The sequence below is a fragment of the Paenibacillus borealis genome (assembly GCF_000758665.1).
GTDB classification, from domain to species: Bacteria; Bacillota; Bacilli; order Paenibacillales; family Paenibacillaceae; genus Paenibacillus_AQ; species Paenibacillus_AQ borealis.
In genome coordinates, this window is the sequence record NZ_CP009285.1 from 6,672,641 (window position 1) to 6,692,808 (window position 20,168).

The 20,168-nt window shown below is 52.1% G+C and carries 14 protein-coding genes; all 14 read right to left on the reverse strand.

Going from position 1 to position 20,168, the window contains the following annotated elements; all coding sequences use genetic code 11:
• Positions 1 to 10: 10 nt before the first annotated feature.
• The gene (locus PBOR_RS28215; RefSeq protein WP_042217175.1) at positions 11 to 625 is read right to left on the reverse strand and encodes a YIP1 family protein; all 615 of its coding nucleotides are present in this window, start codon (positions 623 to 625) and stop codon (positions 11 to 13) included.
• Complete coding sequence (locus tag PBOR_RS28220; RefSeq protein ID WP_042217176.1) at positions 625 to 2,115, reverse strand: hypothetical protein; 1,491 nt, start codon at positions 2,113 to 2,115, stop codon at positions 625 to 627. The genes PBOR_RS28215 and PBOR_RS28220 overlap by 1 nt, the downstream gene beginning before the upstream one ends.
• A gap of 15 nt (positions 2,116 to 2,130) precedes the next feature.
• Complete coding sequence (locus PBOR_RS28225; protein ID WP_042217177.1) at positions 2,131 to 2,991, reverse strand: carbohydrate ABC transporter permease; 861 nt, start codon at positions 2,989 to 2,991, stop codon at positions 2,131 to 2,133.
• A 1-nt stretch (position 2,992) separates the two neighbouring features.
• Positions 2,993 to 3,958, reverse strand: a complete 966-nt coding sequence (locus PBOR_RS28230) for a carbohydrate ABC transporter permease (protein ID WP_052429672.1) — start codon at positions 3,956 to 3,958, stop codon at positions 2,993 to 2,995.
• Positions 3,955 to 6,948, reverse strand: coding sequence for an extracellular solute-binding protein (locus PBOR_RS28235; protein ID WP_245648304.1), 2,994 nt, complete (start codon positions 6,946 to 6,948; stop codon positions 3,955 to 3,957). Before PBOR_RS28235 ends, PBOR_RS28230 begins: the two co-directional genes overlap by 4 nt.
• A 140-nt stretch (positions 6,949 to 7,088) precedes the next feature.
• Positions 7,089 to 8,525 carry an ABC transporter substrate-binding protein gene (locus tag PBOR_RS28240; protein WP_042217179.1) on the reverse strand — a complete coding sequence of 479 codons (1,437 nt, stop codon included), beginning with the start codon at positions 8,523 to 8,525 and terminating at the stop codon, positions 7,089 to 7,091.
• Positions 8,526 to 8,595: 70 nt separating this feature from the next.
• Entirely contained in the window at positions 8,596 to 11,121 is a 2,526-nt protein-coding gene (locus tag PBOR_RS28245) for an alpha-L-arabinofuranosidase C-terminal domain-containing protein (RefSeq protein WP_052429673.1), read from the reverse strand.
• Positions 11,122 to 11,708: 587 nt separating this feature from the next.
• On the reverse strand, positions 11,709 to 12,404 hold the full coding sequence (locus PBOR_RS28250) for an ABC transporter permease (protein ID WP_245647927.1): 696 nt from the start codon (positions 12,402 to 12,404) through the stop codon (positions 11,709 to 11,711).
• A gap of 50 nt (positions 12,405 to 12,454) precedes the next feature.
• Positions 12,455 to 13,237, reverse strand: coding sequence for an ABC transporter ATP-binding protein (locus PBOR_RS28255; protein ID WP_042217181.1), 783 nt, complete (start codon positions 13,235 to 13,237; stop codon positions 12,455 to 12,457).
• Complete coding sequence (locus tag PBOR_RS28260; protein ID WP_245647928.1) at positions 13,218 to 14,195, reverse strand: ABC transporter substrate-binding protein; 978 nt, start codon at positions 14,193 to 14,195, stop codon at positions 13,218 to 13,220. Before PBOR_RS28260 ends, PBOR_RS28255 begins: the two co-directional genes overlap by 20 nt.
• A gap of 317 nt (positions 14,196 to 14,512) precedes the next feature.
• Entirely contained in the window at positions 14,513 to 15,634 is a 1,122-nt protein-coding gene (locus PBOR_RS28265) for a Ger(x)C family spore germination protein (RefSeq protein WP_052429674.1), read from the reverse strand.
• Positions 15,627 to 16,709 carry a GerAB/ArcD/ProY family transporter gene (locus tag PBOR_RS28270; protein WP_042217183.1) on the reverse strand — a complete coding sequence of 361 codons (1,083 nt, stop codon included), beginning with the start codon at positions 16,707 to 16,709 and terminating at the stop codon, positions 15,627 to 15,629. The genes PBOR_RS28265 and PBOR_RS28270 overlap by 8 nt, the downstream gene beginning before the upstream one ends.
• Before the next feature lie 5 nt (positions 16,710 to 16,714).
• Complete coding sequence (locus tag PBOR_RS28275) at positions 16,715 to 18,142, reverse strand: spore germination protein (RefSeq protein WP_042217184.1); 1,428 nt, start codon at positions 18,140 to 18,142, stop codon at positions 16,715 to 16,717.
• Positions 18,143 to 18,279: 137 nt separating this feature from the next.
• Positions 18,280 to 20,010: a cellulase family glycosylhydrolase gene (locus PBOR_RS28280; protein ID WP_042217185.1), complete on the reverse strand. Its 1,731-nt coding sequence runs from the start codon at positions 20,008 to 20,010 to the stop codon at positions 18,280 to 18,282.
• Positions 20,011 to 20,168 lie beyond the last annotated feature (158 nt).

A 20,168-nucleotide genomic window follows, 5' to 3' on the forward strand; every position in this document is an offset into this window, starting at 1 on the left:
CTTCCCCTCTCTACGCGCGCAATCTCATCTCTTTGAGCAGATCGACGATAAATGATACGAATTGATTAGATATCCCGAACAGCAATATGCCGACAAACCAGATGATCCCGATGCCGATCATGCTGATCAGCGTAATGAAGATCACCTTCCTTACCTCGAAATCATGCAGTATTTTAACCTTGAGCAGGAACAGCCAGGCAACCCAGACCAACACAAACTTCTGCAGCAGATTAAAGGTTGAAGCCTCATCCAGCGAGAGCACCAGTGTCAGCAGAGTAACCGGAATAATGAGCAGCATGTAAGGAGCCAGGGCAAAGGCGCTGCCCACAAAAATCTCCTTGAACTTCCCCTCACCGTCCAGAATCGTGCTCACGCCCCAGTTCGATACACACCAGGTCAGCCAGGGAACAATCAGCCAGATGAACTCATGGAACATCGAGATTTCATGCGGCTCCCGGGTCTGAAAGGCGTAGCCGGTAATCAGAATCGAAATCATTTTCGCTGCAAAGGTCAGGAGAATGATCAGAATCCCCTGGAACCAGGCGATCCGCTGCCTGCCTTGAATGTCGTGATAGAACTCATAAGGATGCGCTACCACCTGGTGAATCATCCGCAACGTATTCATCACAATCCCCCCTTAGCCGTACCGGGTTCAGCCGACACCGGTCTGTACAGCCATACGCGGAACCTGCGGTATGCTTTCGGCACAGTCCAGTACAGCACCAGAAGCAGCACGGCCGCACCGGCAAAAAATAACGTAAAATGCTCGCGGATATATAGTTTGCGGTATTCGCGGAAAGCGGAGGAATAGTCGGTTCTCGAACCCGCAAGCTTGAAATAACCCATCGCTTCCTTATACTCCTCCGCTTTGTAGAGCGCCTTGCCGATGGCCTGATAAGCCATATCGTAGTTGGAGTTCTGCCGCAGCACCTCATGCCACAACGCTTCTGCCTCATCATATCTGCCGTCTACGTACAGCAGGGATGCTTGATGCACAAGCTCAGCGAACGGCGTTGCCCTGAAACGGTCAATCCGGCCCCGTCCTTTATCGACCACATACAGCATACCGTCAGAGGTCTGATCTACCGCTGAAGGTGTGACGAACAGGCCATTCTGATCACCGATGCCCCCGAAGCTGAATAACCGGTTGCCCAGCTTGTCATATTGATAGATTTTGCTGGTCTGCAGGTCCAGGGCGGTAATGAAGCCGTTCTTGTCAATGCTGATTCCCATAAAGGAAGCCATGCTGAACGGGCCGTCCGTGTAATAATCCCCATACCGGCGCTTTCCGATGTTCAGGGTATCTACACCTACGGGGGACAGCCGCTTAATCTGGTTCGTCTCTTCTCCGAGTGTGGTGCTGTAAATGAAGCCTTCCTGATCCAGGTCCACATTGGAGAACTCGGAAGGACGGACGGTCGCCAGCTGACTCTGCTGCTCCCTGGTGGCAACCAGCCTGATCAGCAGCCGGGTCCAGGAGAAGCCTACATGGTTCGCCCCGTAGAAGCCTTTGAATTTGCCGCCGGAATCTATCTGCAGGAGGCCCTGGGTATTCCCGTCGCTGACCACATACATATAATCCCGTTTGTCTACAATCAGCTTGGAGGGTGAATACGAGAAATTCGCGCCCAGCAGCGTGCTGTCCGGCTTCAGGAATTCCTTCAAGAACTTTCCCGCAGCATCAAAAATCGCAATCCGCTGGTTTTTGGTGTCAGCGACATACACAGTGCCGTCCGGCTTCACAAAAACCCCCTTCGGCTCCAGCAGCTTGCCGCCGCCTTCGCCATCACCGATTATCTTGATCAGCCCGCCGTCCTTATCCATATGGATAATCCGGCTGTTGCCGGTATCGACAATATAAAGCGTGTCATCCTCCCCGATAAAGAGCGATTCGGGATTCTTGAGCACCCCCGTCTCCGAGCTGCCGGGATCAATGGAGGAATCATACAAATACCCGTTGATGGACCGGACCTCATTGCCGGATTGACTCCAGGTATATCCTTTATACGGAGCATCGGCAGATGCCTGGCCGGGAGGCAGAAACAGCGGAAGCAGCAGGATCAGGAGCATTACGCTAAACAGCGTTCTTTTCACTCTGGCGCCTCTAGTCATCATTTCGCTTAAGCCCCCCTATTCCTTCAGCCCGGAATGGGCCATTGTCTGGAGCACCATCCGCTGTGTAATGATAAAGACAAGAATCGTCGGGATAATCATCAGGAAGCTCGCCGCTGCCAAGGTGCCCACCCGGGCCACAACTCCAACCCCGCCGCTGATCGTCTGGATTGCGAGCGGCAGTGTCTTCATCTCCTGAACGGTCGTATACACCATCGAAGGGTACGGATCATTCCAGGCAGAGATGAAGCTGAACAGCGCAAACGTTGAGATCGCCGGCTTGAGCATGGGCATAACCACAATCCAGAACACCTTCCACTCGGAAGCGCCGTCTATCCGGGCGGCTTCAAGCAGCGCGTCGGGAAGCTGGCGCAGGAATTGCGTCATCAGGAACATCCCCATCGGCGCGGCCAGATACGGCAGAATCATCGCCCAGTACGTATTCATCAATCCGCTGCGGCTGATCAGCAAATATTGCGGAATCTGCAGGACCAGCGGCGAGAACATCAGCGCGGCTACGATCATGTTGAAGATGAAGCTTTTGAACGGCATATGATGTTTGGCCAGCGGATAGGCAGCCATGGCTGAGATCACAACCCCGCCGGCCACAATCCCTCCAGTAACGATGATGCTGTTGAAGATAAACCGGGAGAACGGCACCGCCGAGGTTCCGGTAATCAGCAGCAGATCGCGGAAATTCACCAGCGTCGGATTGACCACGAAGAACCGCGGCGGAAACATAAACAGCTCGCTGGTCGGCTTGAGTGCGGTTACGGCCATATAAATCAGCGGCAGCAGCATGAACAGCCCGAACGCGGTAAGAAACAGATACAGTAAGACTCCGCCATAATCGAGGCGCCGTAATTTTAACTTGTGCATCCTAATCCCTCCCCAGCACTCTGAAGATGAGACGGTTCATCCCAAACATCAGAAAGAACAGCAGTACGGCAATTGCCGAGGCATACCCCATTTCAAACCGGGTAAATGCGTAGTCGAACAAATGCGCCATAATGGTATGGCCCGCATACAGCGGACTCGGAAATCCGACGAGCCGCATGCTGACATCAAATACAGTAAGCGAGCTGACCACCTGCATTACCGCGCCGAACAGCAGCTGCGGCTTGACGGACGGAATGGTAATGAACCACAGCTGCTGCCAGCGGTACTTCACTCCATCAATGGAACCCGCCTCATAGAGATCCCCCGGCACGTTCTGCAGACCGGCCAGAAAGGCAAGAAAGCCTACCCCCATGCTCATCCATAGGGAAACAATGATGATGACGGGGACGATCGAATCGACATTTTGCAGGAACAGATAAGGCTCATTGAGGATGCCCAGCTGAATCAGCCAATGGTTGAGCAGTCCCTTGCGGTCGCCGGCGAAGAAATACAGCCAGACGACCGACATCGCCACCGCACTTGTAATAGAAGGCAAATAGAAGCACAGTGTATAGAAAAAGCGGTATTTCTGCGGAATCTGGCTAATCAGCCACGCAAGCAGGAAGGCCAGAATATAGCCTACCGGCCCGGTGATGACGGCGAACTTCAGTGTGATTCCGACTGCCTTCAGGAAGATATCATCATCTACAAACAGCAGCTTGTAGTTGGAGAATCCGATGAATTTCGGCGTTTCAATGATGTTGTAATAGGAGAAGCTCAGCACAACGGACATAATTATCGGTACGATTGTAAAAATAGCGAACAGCAGCAGGAACGGGGCCAGAAAATAATAGGAAACCTTATTCTTCTTGATATCTATCCATAGCTGAGCCCATTTCCCGGGTGTCTTGGAATCCAGCACGGCTGCGCCTCCAGCCTCTGCCGGTGTTATGATCTCACTGCTCATTTCTGTCCTCCTTCCCCTGAACCGGCCGCGCCCGAAGCTTCAGGCACCTTAAGCCCGAATTCCTCACGCTTTTTGTTAAGCTCCTTATTGATTTCACGTACACCCTGCTCCATCGCCTCCCGCGGGAATTTACCGTTCAGCACAATCTCATTCCAGATGTTGGCGATATAGCGGGTCGTGTAGTAACCGCCGAGCACAACCTCACGTTCCTTGAACCAGTCCCACTGCTCCAGAATGGCATCAATATCATCCTGCTGCCACGGCAGCCGTTTCAGCGCTTCAATATTGGCGGTATTCCAGCGTGCTTCTACGCCAAGCAGGGATTCCAGCTCGGAGCCGAAATTCTCCTGTGCGTCCGCACTGGTCCACCATTTCAGGAACTCCCAGGACTCTTCCTTCATATCGGAATCCTTGAAGATGATTCCCGTCTGGGCAAGCCCGCCGGTGGAGCGGTTGATCCGGCCGTCTTCCTGCTCTATCCCCGGCATCGGCTTCATGCCCCACCAGCCCGTAAGCTCGGGAGCAGCGGTAGACAGCAGAATATAGGTTGAATAGTCGGCAACCCCGATCGGCATTTCCCCGGAGCGGAAGCGGTTATAGAAATCAGCCTGCTTCTGCAGCTTGTAATTCGTGAAGAGGCCGGTCCACATCTTCATGGCGGTCAGCGCCTCCGGCGAATCCAGGCCGGACTGTGTGCCGTTGTTCTTATAGAAATCTCCGCCGAACTGAAACAGGAACGGGGCAAACTCGTTGATCGCCAGACTCGTGTTATTCGCAGCATGCGGGTAATAGAAATCCATTCCGTTCTGTTGCAGGACAGGGATCAAGTCCATGACCTCCTGCCAGGTATCCGGAATATCCTCATCCCGGATGCCAAGCTGCTCCATAATATCCTTCCGGTAAAAGAGCATGCTGAAGTTCTGATTCTCCGGCAGGGCGAAATCGCCATTGTCATATTTATAAGGAATCAGGGCGCCTTCTCTGAAGCGGCCGGCCACTTCCTTATAGTCCGCGAAGTCATTCAGATCGACGAGTGAATTGCGGACGGCAAAGTCAATCGGGACCTCCCCCTCCACCCCCAGTGCCACATCAGGAGCGAGTCCGGCCGTATTAGCCAGCAGGAGAATTTGCTTTTGATCCGCCGGAAGCGTCGGAATGACGTTAACATTGACTTTGATGCCCGAGTTTGGCGTAAAGTCTTCATCGATCATCTGCTTAATGATCTCAGCCCAGTCACGCCCGCGTGAAATCCAGACATCCAGCACCTTTTCATCCTTATAGGTATTGCCAATGCCGCTGTAATCCTTGGTGAAGGAGCTGAGGAAGTCGTAGCTCATCGTGCCTGCGCGTGTATACCAGGGAGCTGCGTCTTTAGGCCAGGCCTGATCCTCCGATTTCACTTCGATGTAATCCATTACGATACTCTGCTTCATTAGACCGTTGACCCATAGGCCAAGCGAGGATTGCAGGTCGGTGAATTGCTGCAGACGTGCCGGAATGCTTGTCGTGTCCGCTGCCATTTCCAGGAACCGGTCCCGCGCTTCATACAGGGTGCTCAGCTCGGAGCTTCCTTCCGCCACGCCGAAATCGTACATCGCCTGCACGGCATCATCCAGCGTACGCGCCATCAGATGCAGCCGCGGCACCAGATTGATAATATTCTGCTCCAGCTTCCAGTCCCCGTTCGGATCGGGATTCGTCCCGGTCACCTGCGTAATTTCACGCGACAGGAGCGACATTTTATGAGTGGTATTCAGAACAGATTCAATCATCGGGCCTACCCCTGAGACCTGAACCTCCATGCGGAGTGTATGCCTACCCTGCTCCAGATAAAAGAGATAAGCGCCGTCTTCATTGCCCAGCTTGTTCACTTGCCATTCCGCCTTGTACGGGAATCTCAGGGCATTCATTTCCTGGAACGGCACCTCACCGTCAATCATGACCCGCCGCTCCACCGGGATACCGTTCAGGAACCATTGCCCGAAACGGATGCCGATATTGTATAAGCCGGATTCCGGAATTTCGAAATTCCACTCGGCCCATTGTCCGCCGGTACGCCAGCCTACGCCACCGAAGCTGTTCAGCACAATGGCGTCTTTGTCGAAAGGTTCGGTTAACGGCTCCCGGTCTTCGATCCGTTTCAGTGTTGGATCAGAGCGGAGGGAGGAGGTTTCCGCCTGGATTTTGACGATTCTGTCCTGCACAGGCTGGTAGCCCCTGGCTGCATATTCCTGCTTCACTTCCGCATAGGACGGTAATGTCTGCGGCGAGACAATCCGCAGCTCGCTTAAGGCAGCCGGCTCGCGGATCGCTTCGAGCCGCAGCGTATGCTCGCCCGCGCTCAGATGAAACCGGAACGGATCGGCCGTGCGGGCCTCCGCATCGCGGAATTCGCGGTATTGCCAGCTTGCCACTTCTTCACGCTTCGGATTGAACTCATTCCCCTGATTATCCCGCCATGGCTCTGCACTCTCCTTCCACATCCGCTGGAATTCCATTCTCTTGACCTGGGAGAACAGATACTCCCCGTCAACCTTCAGACTGCGGATAATAGAGGAGCGCTTGCCGGGCAGATTATAATATTCCATCCCCATCTGGTAGAAGCCGTCTGACGGGACCGAGAAGGTATACTCTACCCAGCTGTCCTCTGCATTCATCGCCAGCACCTTCTCTGTTTTGCCGCCAAGATCACTAAGCAGCTCAGTGCCTTCGCTGCTGACGGCAGAGTACTCTGCCGCAGGAAGGCGCAGATCGAAATCCGCAGCATCTGCCGCGCCTGACTTCTGCTGCTCCGCATAATAGCTGGAGTAGGACGGCTCAAGCTTCGAGCTCAGGCTGTCACTTTCCAGCACAGAGCTTTCATCTACATCGGCATAGACAGGAATGCCTGCCATGGCCGTATTATCGAATCCCCTGGACTGATTCCACCACACCAGGGAGATCGCCAAAAGTGCCAGAACCAACAGACTCACTTTATATTTTCGCAGCATGCGCAACACGCGTTGGTTTCCTCCCATCTGAAAAATCCCCACAAAAACCATCCCCACAAATTAACCCCACAAACACTTATCATTAAATACAGGGGACAGCTCCGGGAAATGCAGGCTGCCCCCTGTTATAATTTCCCCGGTTATTCCTGCATTGCTTTCTTAAAGGCAGCGATTTCCTTGGAGGCCTGAGCCATCACGTCGTCGCCGATTTTCTGAATGACCGTCTTGGAATCCGTGTTTTTGGCCAGCGCATCGCCGATCGCCGCAATGAAGATTTCCCAGCCTTTATTATCCACAGGGGTCAGGTGCTTGACTGGAATATCGTTGCTGAGCTGTTCGTACAGCTTGAATTCCTCCTGGCCGCCCAGATATTCATTCTTGGTGCTGGCGTACCAGTCAAGACTGGAAATATCCTTGTAGCCCGGTTGAATGGAATGCTTGGTCCAGATCTTCCAGGCATTCTCGCTTCTCATGCTCCACTGGATATAAGCCCATGCCGCTTCCTTGTTCTTGCTCTGCGCCGGAATTACGAAGCTGGAGCCGCCCATACCTACGTTAATGCCGACCGGCAGGCGGGTAACCTTCCATTTGCCAGCCAATTCAGGGAAGGTTTCCTGCAGACCGCGTGCACCGAACGAACCGGAGACCACGCCGACCAGATCACCTTTCAGTACAAGCTGTTTGCCTTCATCCGAGCCGTAGCCGATATGCGGCGCCCAGCCCAGCTGTTGTCCGCGTTTGGTGATATCCAGAATGTTGACCATTTTGTCCGTATTGCGGGTCCAGTTCATATCTTTATCGAAATAGCCGACCTCATCGCCAGCCCAGACCACCGGACCGTCGCTCCATTCCATGAAGTACTTGCCATTAGCTTTCAAAATTTGCACCAGGTTCAGGAAATTCTCCTCATCCTGCATGTACTCCCCAAGCTCAGCCGGGTCACTGGGCAAACCCAGCTCTTCAAAAATATCCGCGCGGTAGTAATAAACCCCCGGTGTCATATCCCAGGGCATCCCGAGCAGCTCGGAGCTGTCCGGTGTCATCCAGCGTTCCCAGTTGAAAGGCGTGACCAGATCCTTGTATTTGCCGGCATTATATGGCTCCTCCAGCAGATTCTCCAGCACATGGCCGGCCATATAACGGTTAAGCTGATACATCTCCACTTCCGCCACATCCGGCGCCCCGCTGCCTGCAGCAATGGTTGTCTGCAGCTTGTCATGAAGATCGGCAAACGGCATAACCACGGTCTTCAGCTTGATGCCCGGATATTCAGCCATGAACGCCTTCCCGATTTCTTCGAAAACCTGTTCATTAAAGGCCCATACGGTTACTTCGCCCGTAATATCCTTACTAGGCAAATCGGTCGCTGCCGTATCGGCCGCCACGGCTTCGGATGCTGCCGGTTCCGCCGTTTCTGTAGTTGCTTCCGTGGTTCCTACATTAGCGGATGCAGTCGTTTTTTCGTTGTTAGATGAACTTTCATTTCCTGATGTGGCCGGCGCGCTGCTGCAGGCTGGCAGCATTAATGCAACCGCCAATAAGAGACACCCCAGCAGATTGTTTGTCTTTCTCTTCATGAATTGAACCTCCCCTTAAAATAGGTACTTTAGGCTGGCTTATAGTAAAAGAGCTGTATCCCCCTGACGCTCATCCGCCTCCTTCCTTTAGTCTAAGAACTGTGACTGAATACTTAGGGAATTCATACTCCAGACTACCGTCATTCACTTGAATCGTTTGCACGGCAGGAGCGATCCTGTCCGGCTGCGTGAAGCTGTTCTCATCGCTGAGTTCTTCCGACTGCAGCACGGTGGATGTCCCTGTCAGCCGTTTTGCGGCAAGGCCTGCAAAGGTTATATGCGTACGCTGGGCAGCTTCACCTGCGTTGACGACCTTGACGATAATCTCACCCGTGGCAAGATCACGGCTGGCGGTCTGGAACAACGGTCCATGAGAGCTATTGTCATCGATCTCCTGAATAAGCCTGTCATCCAGATAGGTGCGGATATTGCCGCCTGATAATTCAATGCGGATGTCGTACCATCTGCCGGTTTCGATGCTTACAGGGACTGTCTGGCCGATGACGGAACGTGAACCGCCGACGGATTTCTCAATGGCACTTTGCGTATTGCACCAGCCGCCGAGATTCCACCAGTAGAACGTATCGTCATCCTTGGCTCCGAACATGATCAGCATGCCTTCCGCTCCGCCGGTCTTTCTGGCTCTGAGGGTCAGCGTATAATCGCTCCAGGAGGCATCTCCGGCGACCGCCCGCACATCAATGTCACTGCTGCTCTGCCTGAATGTTCCTTCGGACTGCTCCCAGCTTCCGCTTTTCACAGTCCAGCCTCCGGAATCCGCACTGAAGTCATCTTCGAACAGCACCTCATCCCCCTTGGCAACACGCACATCACTATATTCTACCTGCGTGGACCAGCTGCCCAGGCCAATGGCTCCCTGAATAGACTGCTTCACCGCGGCATCCGCTGAGCCGGCAGCCGTGAGAACCGCCGGCAGAACAACATCGCCCTTGTTGCTTCCGAACAGCTGCTGAACATGATAAGACGGAGTCCCGTAGCTGGATGCAGAATCAAACACAATCGCATCCGGATTCCAGGTGCGGTCCTTCGCGTTGACAAACAGCGGCGCATAAGACGACATTTTCACAATATCGGAATTCCGTTCCATCCCTACCATGAAAGCTGCCTCGCCAATCGCCGCATTAAGATTACCTTCGCCTGCACCTTTGGTTACCGCATACTCGCCGACATAGATACCGGGACCGCTGCGGTCATACGTGTCATACCGGTTTGCATTGTTCATGAACCATTCCGCCGATTCATAGTAATGCTCATCAATGATCTCAATCGGCTCGCCTTCCAGGGCAGTATTGGCAATGATGTTCATGTCCGGGTACTTATCCTTAATTGCCTGATAGAACAGGCCGTAGCGCTGTGCATATTCACTTAACTGGAAGTTATTCTCGTTGCCGATCTCTACATATTTCAGCTGAAAAGGCTCCGGGTGCCCGTTTGCCGCCCGCAGCGCCCCCCATTCCCCTGTTACCGGACCGTTCGCATATTCGATCGCATCCAGTACATCCTGTATCCAGGGCTGAATTTCAGCAAGCGGAACAGTATTGGCCTTGGCAATAGGGTCCCCGTCATGCGAGATTCCGATATAAGCTACATACAAAGGCTCTGCCTGCAAATCCTCCGCCCACTGCAGATACTCGTGGAAGCCCAGCCCGTCAGAGGAACGGTAGTTCCAGTAGGCGCTGTGACCCGGCCGCGACTCCACCGGCCCGATGGTTGTCTTCCAGCGGTAAGCATCCAGCGGCGTTTTCCCTTCAACGAAGCAGCCTCCCGGGAAGCGGACGAATGAAGGCTTCATCGCAGCTACCTTCCCGGCGAGGTCTATCCGCAGCCCGTTCTCCCGGCCCTTCCAGGTTTCCGGAAACAGGGAGACCATGTCCAGATACAGTGTTCCTGCCCTGGAAGCGGAGAAGACAATTCTTGCATTTGCAGCCGTACCCGAGGAGATCAAGGTATATGAATATTGATTCCACCCTTCTTTCAGTACGCTGACCACCTGCTCTGCATAGATCTGCTTCCCGTCCGCGCTCTCCAGTGTAATCCGCAGCGGCAGCTCTTCCCCCGGTTCAGGTCTCGCATAGAAGTTCAGCCTGTAGCTGGCTCCTTCAGTCACCGCGATTCCCCAATACCCGTTATTCACTGCAGATACGGCTCCGCCTTCAGCGGCAGCAGTTACTGTTATAGCCATAGCCCTGGTCTGCACCTCATTCAGCAGACCGGAATCACTGAGGGACAGCTTGCCTGTGCTCCCGCCTGTTTCCTCTACCCACCAATGAAATAAGGTATCCGGATTGTCTTCAAAGGACCGGTTGGAGATCAGCTCTGCATACAGCCCGCCGTCGCCGGCATGGTTAATTTCTTCAAAAAAAGCACCATACAGCATCGGGCTGATCTCCGCTCCCGGATTCACTGTATCCACAGTTAAGTCATAAGAGCGTTCACTGCGGCTGACCACGGCCGGCGTTGCTGCAGCCGGTTCTTCTCCGGGTTCAGCTGTCTGCTGAGCGGACTGCAATAAGTCCGGCTCTTCGTTTGAAGACCAGAAGTATGCCGCTGCACCGGCAGCAAGAAGCAGAATCACTACTATCAGACTTAATCCCCGTCTCCATCTGTTCAGATTACCTCCCCCGTTTCCCATGCTTGATTCACATTTCTTTAAAGTAATTCCATTTGCAAATACATAAATCTTTTCATAAAACCTGAATGAATCCGTTTCCAAAAATAAAATAACATACAGAAATTGCATTGTAAACAAATAAAACTAAACCATTTCATGTTTATATGAACTTAATATTTTCTATTTATGTAAATAACCTCAGCGAATTTACCTTTATTTAAAACAAAAATGCTCATTCCATTCCTTTAAGTTTACCTTAACTTGAACTAAACGGGCGTTCACAATGCAAACCCGGGTCTTTTTCTGCCCCGCTCCTTATTTTGTTTTATAATTATATTTTTTCGTTTAAATTCCCTGAAACTAAAAATAATTTTAATTTTTGCCACTGGACAGATAAGCAGAAACGGCCTTGCCGTCCATTTTTAAGGACAGTAGCCTTTCAGCGAGAAACAGGAGGATAAGTGGCCTTGTGAAACATGTAAATCCTTATACAAAAAAAGCTCTCTCTAACCCCGCAGGGTTAAAGAAAGCTTCGAGAACAGCTGATGAGGTTACCGCCGCCACTTCATAAACCGGTAATCCAGCAGATCCACCAGCAGGAAAAGGACAAAGCCGACCAGACTGAACAGCATAATCCCCGCATACATCTCCGGATAATCCAGCCGCAGCCAGGCATCCATAATGAAGAAGCCCATGCCATGCTCCGTGCCGTAAATCTCGGTGAAGAACAGCACAGATATTGCCGTTCCCAGCGAGATGCGGATGGTGCTGAGAATGACCGACAAAGCGCCGGGGAGCGTCACATGCCAGAATTTCTGCATGGTGCTCGCGCCGATGCTCGTCAGAACATCGTATGTACTCTCAGGGATCGCCTTCACACCGTCACGTACGGAAATGATCACCTGAAACAGCAGGATCAGCATGATCATCAGCACTTTGGAGGTCTCCCCCAGGCCGAAGAACAGCATCACTACAGGCAAGAGCGCAATCTTGGGAATCGGGTAGGTCAGATACACCACTGGATCCAGCAGCCTGTTCCAGAGCGGAGAGCGGCCCATCAGCAGACCAACGAGCAAACCCAGCAGCAGCGCCAGCAGCACCCCTTCGAAGATCCGGACCAGACTGTAGCCGACATTCAGCGCCACATCACGCGCTCCTAACTGAAACATAGCTTCATAGACCGCACCAGGGCTGGGCAGAATAGCATGATTCATCAGCAGATAGGCAATATACCAGATTACGTTCATGCCCGCAAAAACTAACAGCAGCCGCAGCAGGTGAGGGAGATGCCGTTTTTTCACCATTTCTCCATCATTACCTTTCTGATTCTCTTACTCTGCTCAAAATATTCATCGCTCTCCCGCTTGTCCCCATGCTTCATGGCAAACACCGCGGAGTTGTCGAGAATCTCCGGCGGCTCCTGTTGACCGGGCAGCATCACAATAATCTTCTGTCCCAGGAGAATAGCTTCTTCTACGTCATGGGTGACGAACAGCGTGGTCGCCGGATGTGCCTGCCAGTTGTCGATAAAAATCTGCTGCAGCCCTTCCCGCGTAAGGGCATCCAGCGCCGAGAACGGCTCGTCCAGCAGCAGAATGGTCGGCAGAATGGCGAACGCACGGGCAATGGCTACCCGCTGCTGCTGCCCTCCGCTGAGCGAGAGCGGGAACCGGCCAGCCAGCTGGGCTATTCCCATGGACTCAAGCCAATGCAGGATTTTCCCGTCCTGCTCCTGCCTGTTACTGCTTCCGCCGCCGGGGCGGGCAATTTTCATGGCAATCCGGATATTGTCACGGACCGTCTTCCAGGGCAGCAGCCCATAATTCTGCGGCACCAGTCCGATCAGCGTTTCCTTGTCATGGACGGATCTGCCGTTGAAGAGCAGCTCCCCCTCATAACCCGGCAGCAGTCCGGCTATCGCCCGCAGCAGCGTGGATTTGCCGCTGCCGGAAGGACCGATTACCGTATAAATCCCATGCTCCGGAAGGGTCAGATTCATCTCTCCGAGCGCCAGCTGACCCTTTTGGTAGGCTACATGCAGGTTATTAATGCGTAGTCCGCTATTCTTTGAACTGGACATCGGAGATCACGTCTTCAGCCGATATATTTTTGGTGAGCAGTCCTTTTTCACGGGCCCAGGCGAAGGCAGCTTCTACTTCCTTCACATCCACCTGGTAAGCAGGGAGGTATTCCGGCACTTGAATCTCATTCTTCAGCGTGTCCGGATAACCCACTTCCTTGATAATCAGATCGATATATTCCGACTGGTCATGCGTCTTCATATAATCTACAGCTTCATCATAAGCGGCATACATATCACGGATGCCTTGTCCCTTGGCATCAATCGCACTCTGCGGGAAAGCCAGCACGAACGGATTGATTCCCGCACTATGGGTCGAGCTGAGAACGCGCAGCCCGGCAGTTTTGCCCATGGTCACGAACGGCTCCGGAAGGACGGCTGCATCGGCTTTATTATTCTTGAGCAGCTCCAGACGGGTTGGAATCTGCGGCACTTCGGTCACTGTAATGTCGTCTTCAGTCAGGCCAGCCTGCTTCAGCATCATCGCCACGGTATATTGAGTCGAGGTATTCTTGGACAGAATGACCGTCTTACCCTTCAGATCCTTCACCTCTTTGACTTCGTCATTTCCGGTCAGCAGATCAAATTCACCCGTTGTGGTGCTGGTGATTTTGACATCCAGGCCCGCTTCATTATAGATGGAGATCGCTACAAGATCTGCGCTGAGACCATCCACTTTGCCGGCTTGAAAAGCCACATCACGGTCCTTGGCGCTCTTGAAGGTCTGGATATCGAGATTTACATTATGCTGTTTATCAAACCCTTGCTCATGAGCAATAATAAACGGAATCGCATCAATAGAAGGCAGCAGGCCCAGCGATATTGTAACCGCCTCGGCGGGAGCTTCCGCAGCATTTCCGGTACTTGCAGTATTGGCATTGCCTGCATTGGCATTATTGGAATTTCCGCAGCCAGCCGCTACCAGGCCAACCGCAGCAGTCAACATTGCTATTTTCATAAGGTGCTTCCAGTTTTTTCTCTCCATGATTCTTAATTCCTCCGTCTCTTTTCGGTTCATCTTCTTGCCGTTACTTCGCTTCTGCTTCCGGGAACAGAATAACCCTGTGGTGCAATGCGGCATAATCCCCCCAGGCCTGAGGTCCATGCGCATTTATTCACATGCAGGCATAGAAGTAGAAACGTTCATGCCTCCCTTGGAAGGGCAGCACCCGTTTCTCTATCTACCATTGATATTCTGCTCTCCGGTAAGGCCTAAGTAATGCAATTTTACACCCATTGCCCTATTTTGTATATTTATAAATTGAAATAATTATCCTACATGTATTTCCCGTAATCCTTAATGGTCACCTTGGTATGACATTCTATCTCTACCTGCGGATAGACATCCCGCCAATTCATTTGGCTCCACTCTTTATAACTTAAACTGTTCCTTACCTGTATTCCAATCCCCAGACTGTCCACGTTATGCTGCTGCATTTGCCGGACCATGGCTTCCGCTTTAGCTGTAATCCTGTCAGCGATGTCCTGCTCCAGACCCTGCCGCACCTCTGCCTTATTCAAATAATGGTGTCCGGTGTATTCGAGCACAGAACCCTGGATGTTTACCAGGAGGTCAACCTTGAAATGGTTGCCGCCCAGATGCTGTACCTTCACCTTGCGCGAATTCAAGATGGAACTGAGCATAGCGACCACGGGTCTGCCTTCCTCTTCCCCCAAATTGAACGCGGCCTCTCCCTGCCTCAGATCATCGCGGAACAGTCCGAAGAAGATCCCGTCCTGGGCTGGAATCTTCATCATATACCGGTCCTCCTGAAATAAGGCAATGCCGTCAATAACGGCTTTGTCACCATCATCCCTGACGACCGGTGCTACCGGGTCTATACCATCATCGTTATAGTCTCTGGAGAATTCATAGAGCGTGGTATTCGGGATAGAATTGCCGGCCGCCTCTTTCTCCAGCAAATGATTGATATATCTTCCGGTATCCGTATGAGGCTTGTAATCCTTGGCCAGAATTGCACTGGCATCCCCGTTAATCACCGTAACTTTGACGCCAAGTGCAATAGAAGGATCCCGCAGCAGGGTATCAGTATAATCCCCCAGCCCGGCCTTCGCCAGGGATAGGCCAAATAACGCATCTCTGAGCTGGCCGCTGACGACCGTCAAATCCGTCTGTCTGGAGAAGGTTATTCTGGCTGACTTAATGCTGTCTGTGACGGTAGACAGCAGTTCTCTGCGTACACTGGAATCCGGATCTATAACCGGGACACATGAGGTGACTCTGAGTCTGTTATTCTCCGCAAGATCATAACTCGTCGTCTGCACCATACCCAGCTTCTCAAGAATTCGTTCGTCGCTTCTGCAGCCGGTCAGAAGCAGAGGAAGCAGAACCAAGAGAAGGAACAACCGGGCAATACAATTAAGCTGTCTAGGCACGGACCCCGCCTCCTTTCCGCTGAATCAGCAGCAGCAGAAGCAATAGTATAGGGAAGCCGAATGCGGTCCCGGTCACCGCGTATCCCAGATTAGTGATCCAGACCCCCACCTCATCCAGAGTCTTCGGAACAAAAGAGATGCCATAGGAGATACCGGTCAGCAGGAAGGTGAGCAAGGATGACTTCAGCTTGGGAAGCATTCTTCGCACCGACTCCTGTGCCGCCCACCAATACATCACGACCGTAACCAGAACCGGGAACAGAAACAGGCCGTACAGCAGATTCTCCAGCCTCTCGATAAACGGAAACTGGATATAGGCCAGCAGATCAAGCAAGGGATAGAGCAGCTTCTTCAATTGCCCCAGACTGAAGAATCCGAAGCAAATGATCGCCAGCGAGAGATAGAGCAAGGATAAATAGAGATTTCCCGCATGAACACCTGCCATTGCCTTTTTATTCTTATCCATGTAAGGAAATAACAATATGGATAATTCGTAGCCCAGATAAGCGGAATAAATCTCCAGCCCGCCTTTGAACTGGTCATGTCCGCCTTTCAGAATAAACGGAGTCATCCGTTCCCAGCGGAACGCCGGAAAGAACCACAGCATGAGCAGGTACATCCATGCGCTAAGCCAGAAGAACAGAGTTGCCGCTTTAGATATCGAATAGATTCCTTTGGTAATCATCAGAAAGGCCAGAACATCCACTGCAAGCTTGAATACCATGGGGTTGGTTGTCGGGAAGGACAGCATTTGAAAGATGAGCACGTATTTCTTGCCGATCATGCAGCCAAAAACGAGCCAGACCGAAGCCAGTCCGCAATAAAAGGGATACAGCGCCAGCCTCGGAATAGACTGCTCCATAATTTCAAACACAGACCTCCCCTGACCCAGCCGGAAGACCAGGGAAATTAAATAGATATTGAAAGTAGAGACTACGATGCACGGCACCAGAAACAGCCATCCATTGGTACCGAAATAGTCGGCCAGATTACGGGGGAGGATAAAAATTACAATCCCGGACTGGGTCATATGCATCAGAACGGCTATATGAAAAGGGCGCAGCTTTCCGGCCATAGAGTCTATTCCTGCTTTCTGTTTTTTTGCCTGACGGAATTGGCAGTCCTGCTCTGGGAAGGACGGCTGGTCAGCTTCGAGAAGGGCGCGCGGATAAATACATCCTTCCAGTCACCCGTCTTCATTGGAGCGACAGGCGTGAGATAAGATGAGCCCAGGCTGGTCAGGCTGGATAAATGAATTACGATCAGGGCTATCCCCATTACCAGTCCCATATTGCCCCATATTCCGGTGAGTATAATAATCCCGAAGCGGATCAGGCGGATGGAGGCGCTCATCATGTAGCTCGGAATCACAAAGGAGGCAATAGCAGATGAAGCTACTGCGATGATAAGCACATTACTGGTCAGCCCGGCCTGCACCGCAGCCTGTCCGATAACAATACCGCCTACGATCCCGATGGTTTGTCCAATCTTGGTCGGCAGGCGCGCTCCGGCTTCCCGCAGCAGTTCGATCATAATTTCCATCAGCAGCGCTTCATATACAGGCGGAAACGGCACCCGGTTCCGTGACTCTGCCAAGGTTCTGAGCAGCGCTTCCGGAATCATCTCATAATGAAAGGTGGTCACCGACACATACATCGCAGTGAAGGAGATCGTGATGACAAGGGCCAGAAACCGGAGCAGCCGCAGTGCTGTCCCCAGCGCCCAGCGTTGATAGTAATCATCCGGTGAAGAGAAGAATTCAAAAAAGGATGAGGGCGCGCTGAGCGCTGTCGGGCTATTGTCAATAATCGTAATAATCCGCCCGGCTACCAGCTTCGACACGGCCACATCAGGTCTTTCCGTAGTCAGAAACTGCGGGAACACCGAATTCGGCATGTCCTCAATAAATTGGGTCAGCGTCCCGCCGTCATTAATCGCATCCGTCTCAATCCGGTTAATCCGGTTCTGCAGATCCTGAACATACTTCTGATTGGCAATATCCTTGATATACAGGATGTACACATTTGTCTTGGAGATTTCTCCGATTTCACATTTGATAATTTTCAGATGTGAGCTTTTGATCCGGCGGCGGATTAAGCTAAGATTCGTAGAGGCGGATTCCACAAAAGCATCATGGGGACCGGCAATCACCGTCTCGGTTTCGGACTGCTGCACACTGCGAACTTCCGGGCCGTAAGCATCCAGCAAATAAACGGCTTCCCGGTGAAAAACAGCAACACAGCCCTCCAGTATGCTGATAACGGCGGCCTTAGATTCCTCCGCTCTGACAAATTGGGATTGCTGGAACAGCTTATCGATTTCATCCGCCGGGAGCCGGTCAAAGGGAATAAGTATTTCCTGGATGAACAGCTCCTTATCCACCGTATGCGGGAAATATACAATATCAACGGCCAGTTCAGGAAAGCTCCGGTGGCTGAGATCCGCACACTGATCAAATTCATCCAGAATATGCCGCAGTGTAGGAATATTCTGTGCATCCGGATCCATAGATTCCCCCCCTCCCAGTTCGTTTGGAATAGTATCCCCAAGATTTTCTTGGATATTTAACGCTGCCGCAATAAAAAGCCTTCTTCCATCCCGCAGGATAAAAGAAGGCTAATGTACATCTTCTGCTTGTGCTGCATCTACATCGTCGTACCAGTAACGCTCGTTCCGTTCTTGGTGATCTTGTAATTCACGACTTCGCCGCTCCAGAAATGGAACTTCAGGATTACATCACCATTATTCACTTCATTGAAAAAAGCCGGAAGCAGACTAATCTCGCCCGTGCTGTAGGAAGGCGTAAACGTATAAGCGAATTCCTTGTACGGCGTCCAGTTTTGCGGACCGGCATTGCCTCCCGAGGCATACACAGCTTCCATAGTAGCCAGGGTATCCCCATTAAACGTAGTCGGTATTTTAAAAGCAGTGGTAGTTCCCTGCGCGTTGCTTAACTTTGGCGTATTATAGAGAATCACATTAAAATTCCAGTCCGCGCCTTTGTTGAAGCGGGCAGTCAATACAGCATTGACACCGAGATTGCCGGAAGAAATCAGACTGGTAAGCTTCGCTGCTTTGAACGTCAGCTGGTCACCGCTTAGAGTATAATCCGTTCCCGACACCAGCTGCTGGCTGCCGTTCAGAATCGAAGTAAGCGTATTGCCGTTCAGGTTCAGCTTCACCGTCACATCCTTGGCTGCAGCACCCTTTTTCAGATTAATGAGATCGCTTTCAGCTGTGGACGAGCGGCTGGTCCAGCTGGCCTTCATCATATTGTAGAGCAGCGGATCGGACCACTGGAAGGACGTGCGGCCGAAATGCTGGCCATTGTCCCACAGCATCGGTGTAATTTGCTTGGACTTCAGGTAATAAGCCAGATATTCGAAAAACTTCAGCTTCTCGCCCTGTTCGATCACACCTGTATTCTTGTCAAAACCGAGCAGCCCATACTCGCCAACAATAACGGGAATGCCTTTGGCGGTAAAGGTATTATAGACATTATTGAAGGTAGTCACGATATCATTCTGGGTATCGGTCTCGAACCTGGTATAACCGGCAATATTGACACTAAACGGCCAGAACCCGTAATAGTGAACGGTCGCGATCAGATTGGAGTCGTTCAGCTTGGTGATGGTCTGGTAAAGTGCATCCATCCGGGTCTGCGTCGGCGAGGCTTCCAGTGTGGATAGCACCAGCGGACGGGTGGCATTATTCCCGCCGGAGGCTCTGACAATGCCATGGAAAGCCACATTCAGCTCATCCAGCATCTGAATCGCCTTCGCTTCATCCGTTGTTCCGCCATCGGTGAAACGCGGCTCATTGACGCTCTCGAACATCAGCTTGGTGGAATATCCCTTGAAGCGGTTCGCAATCTGCGTCCAGACCGCCTTATAGCGGGCCAGCACCAGGTCATGCTGCTGCTCCATTTTGCTGATCCACAGCCAGGAATCATGGTGAACGTTGATCATGACATACAGATTCTCTGCTACAGCCCAATCGACAACCTGCTGGACACGGGACAGATAGGCCGCATCCACTGTATACGGGGCAGCCGCTCCGGTATGTACATCCCAGGTCACAGGAATCCGGATGCTCTTATAGCCTTGGGCGGCAATCTTCTTGATCAGAGCCTGCGTGACTGCCGGGTTGCCCCAGGAAGTCTCATCGGCTCCGGTCGCATCCAGTGAATTCCCCAGATTCCATCCGGGCTGCATGGCATCTACGTAGGATTGAAGACCCGTAGATGCAGCCGCAGCTGCGGGTGCTTGCGCCTGCAGCGCCTGTTCTTCAGCTGCTGCAGAGACCATAGGTGTGGCCACAGCGAGCAGCAAGACAGCGGTGAAGATTAAGGACAGAAACGATTTCTTTTTTGGCATGGATCATTTATTCCTCCCGGTTTGTTGTGATCGGCCGATGCATAAAATCGGTTTTATATTTTTTATGCAACCGCTTACCAAAATCAATATAGCATCTTTGCGGATTGGTAAATATCCCAATTATTAGTGCAAAAATACATTCACAATTAGAGATTTTC

Bases quoted from the DNA above. Each gene is read 5' to 3' on its own strand.
- PBOR_RS28220 (WP_042217176.1), bottom strand. From the start codon at position 2,115: ATGATGACTAGAGGCGCCAGAGTGAAAAGAACGCTGTTTAGCGTAATG.
- PBOR_RS28275 (WP_042217184.1), bottom strand. From the start codon at position 18,142: ATGGATCCGGATGCACAGAATATTCCTACACTGCGGCATATTCTGGAT.
- PBOR_RS28225 (WP_042217177.1), bottom strand. From the start codon at position 2,991: ATGCACAAGTTAAAATTACGGCGCCTCGATTATGGCGGAGTCTTACTG.
- PBOR_RS28215 (WP_042217175.1), bottom strand. From the start codon at position 625: ATGAATACGTTGCGGATGATTCACCAGGTGGTAGCGCATCCTTATGAG.
- PBOR_RS28230 (WP_052429672.1), bottom strand. From the start codon at position 3,958: ATGAGCAGTGAGATCATAACACCGGCAGAGGCTGGAGGCGCAGCCGTG.
- PBOR_RS28280 (WP_042217185.1), bottom strand. From the start codon at position 20,010: ATGCCAAAAAAGAAATCGTTTCTGTCCTTAATCTTCACCGCTGTCTTG.
- PBOR_RS28240 (WP_042217179.1), bottom strand. From the start codon at position 8,525: ATGAAGAGAAAGACAAACAATCTGCTGGGGTGTCTCTTATTGGCGGTT.
- PBOR_RS28260 (WP_245647928.1), bottom strand. From the start codon at position 14,195: ATGAAAATAGCAATGTTGACTGCTGCGGTTGGCCTGGTAGCGGCTGGC.
- PBOR_RS28250 (WP_245647927.1), bottom strand. From the start codon at position 12,404: ATGAACGTAATCTGGTATATTGCCTATCTGCTGATGAATCATGCTATT.
- PBOR_RS28255 (WP_042217181.1), bottom strand. From the start codon at position 13,237: ATGTCCAGTTCAAAGAATAGCGGACTACGCATTAATAACCTGCATGTA.
- PBOR_RS28235 (WP_245648304.1), bottom strand. From the start codon at position 6,948: ATGCTGCGAAAATATAAAGTGAGTCTGTTGGTTCTGGCACTTTTGGCG.
- PBOR_RS28270 (WP_042217183.1), bottom strand. From the start codon at position 16,709: ATGGCCGGAAAGCTGCGCCCTTTTCATATAGCCGTTCTGATGCATATG.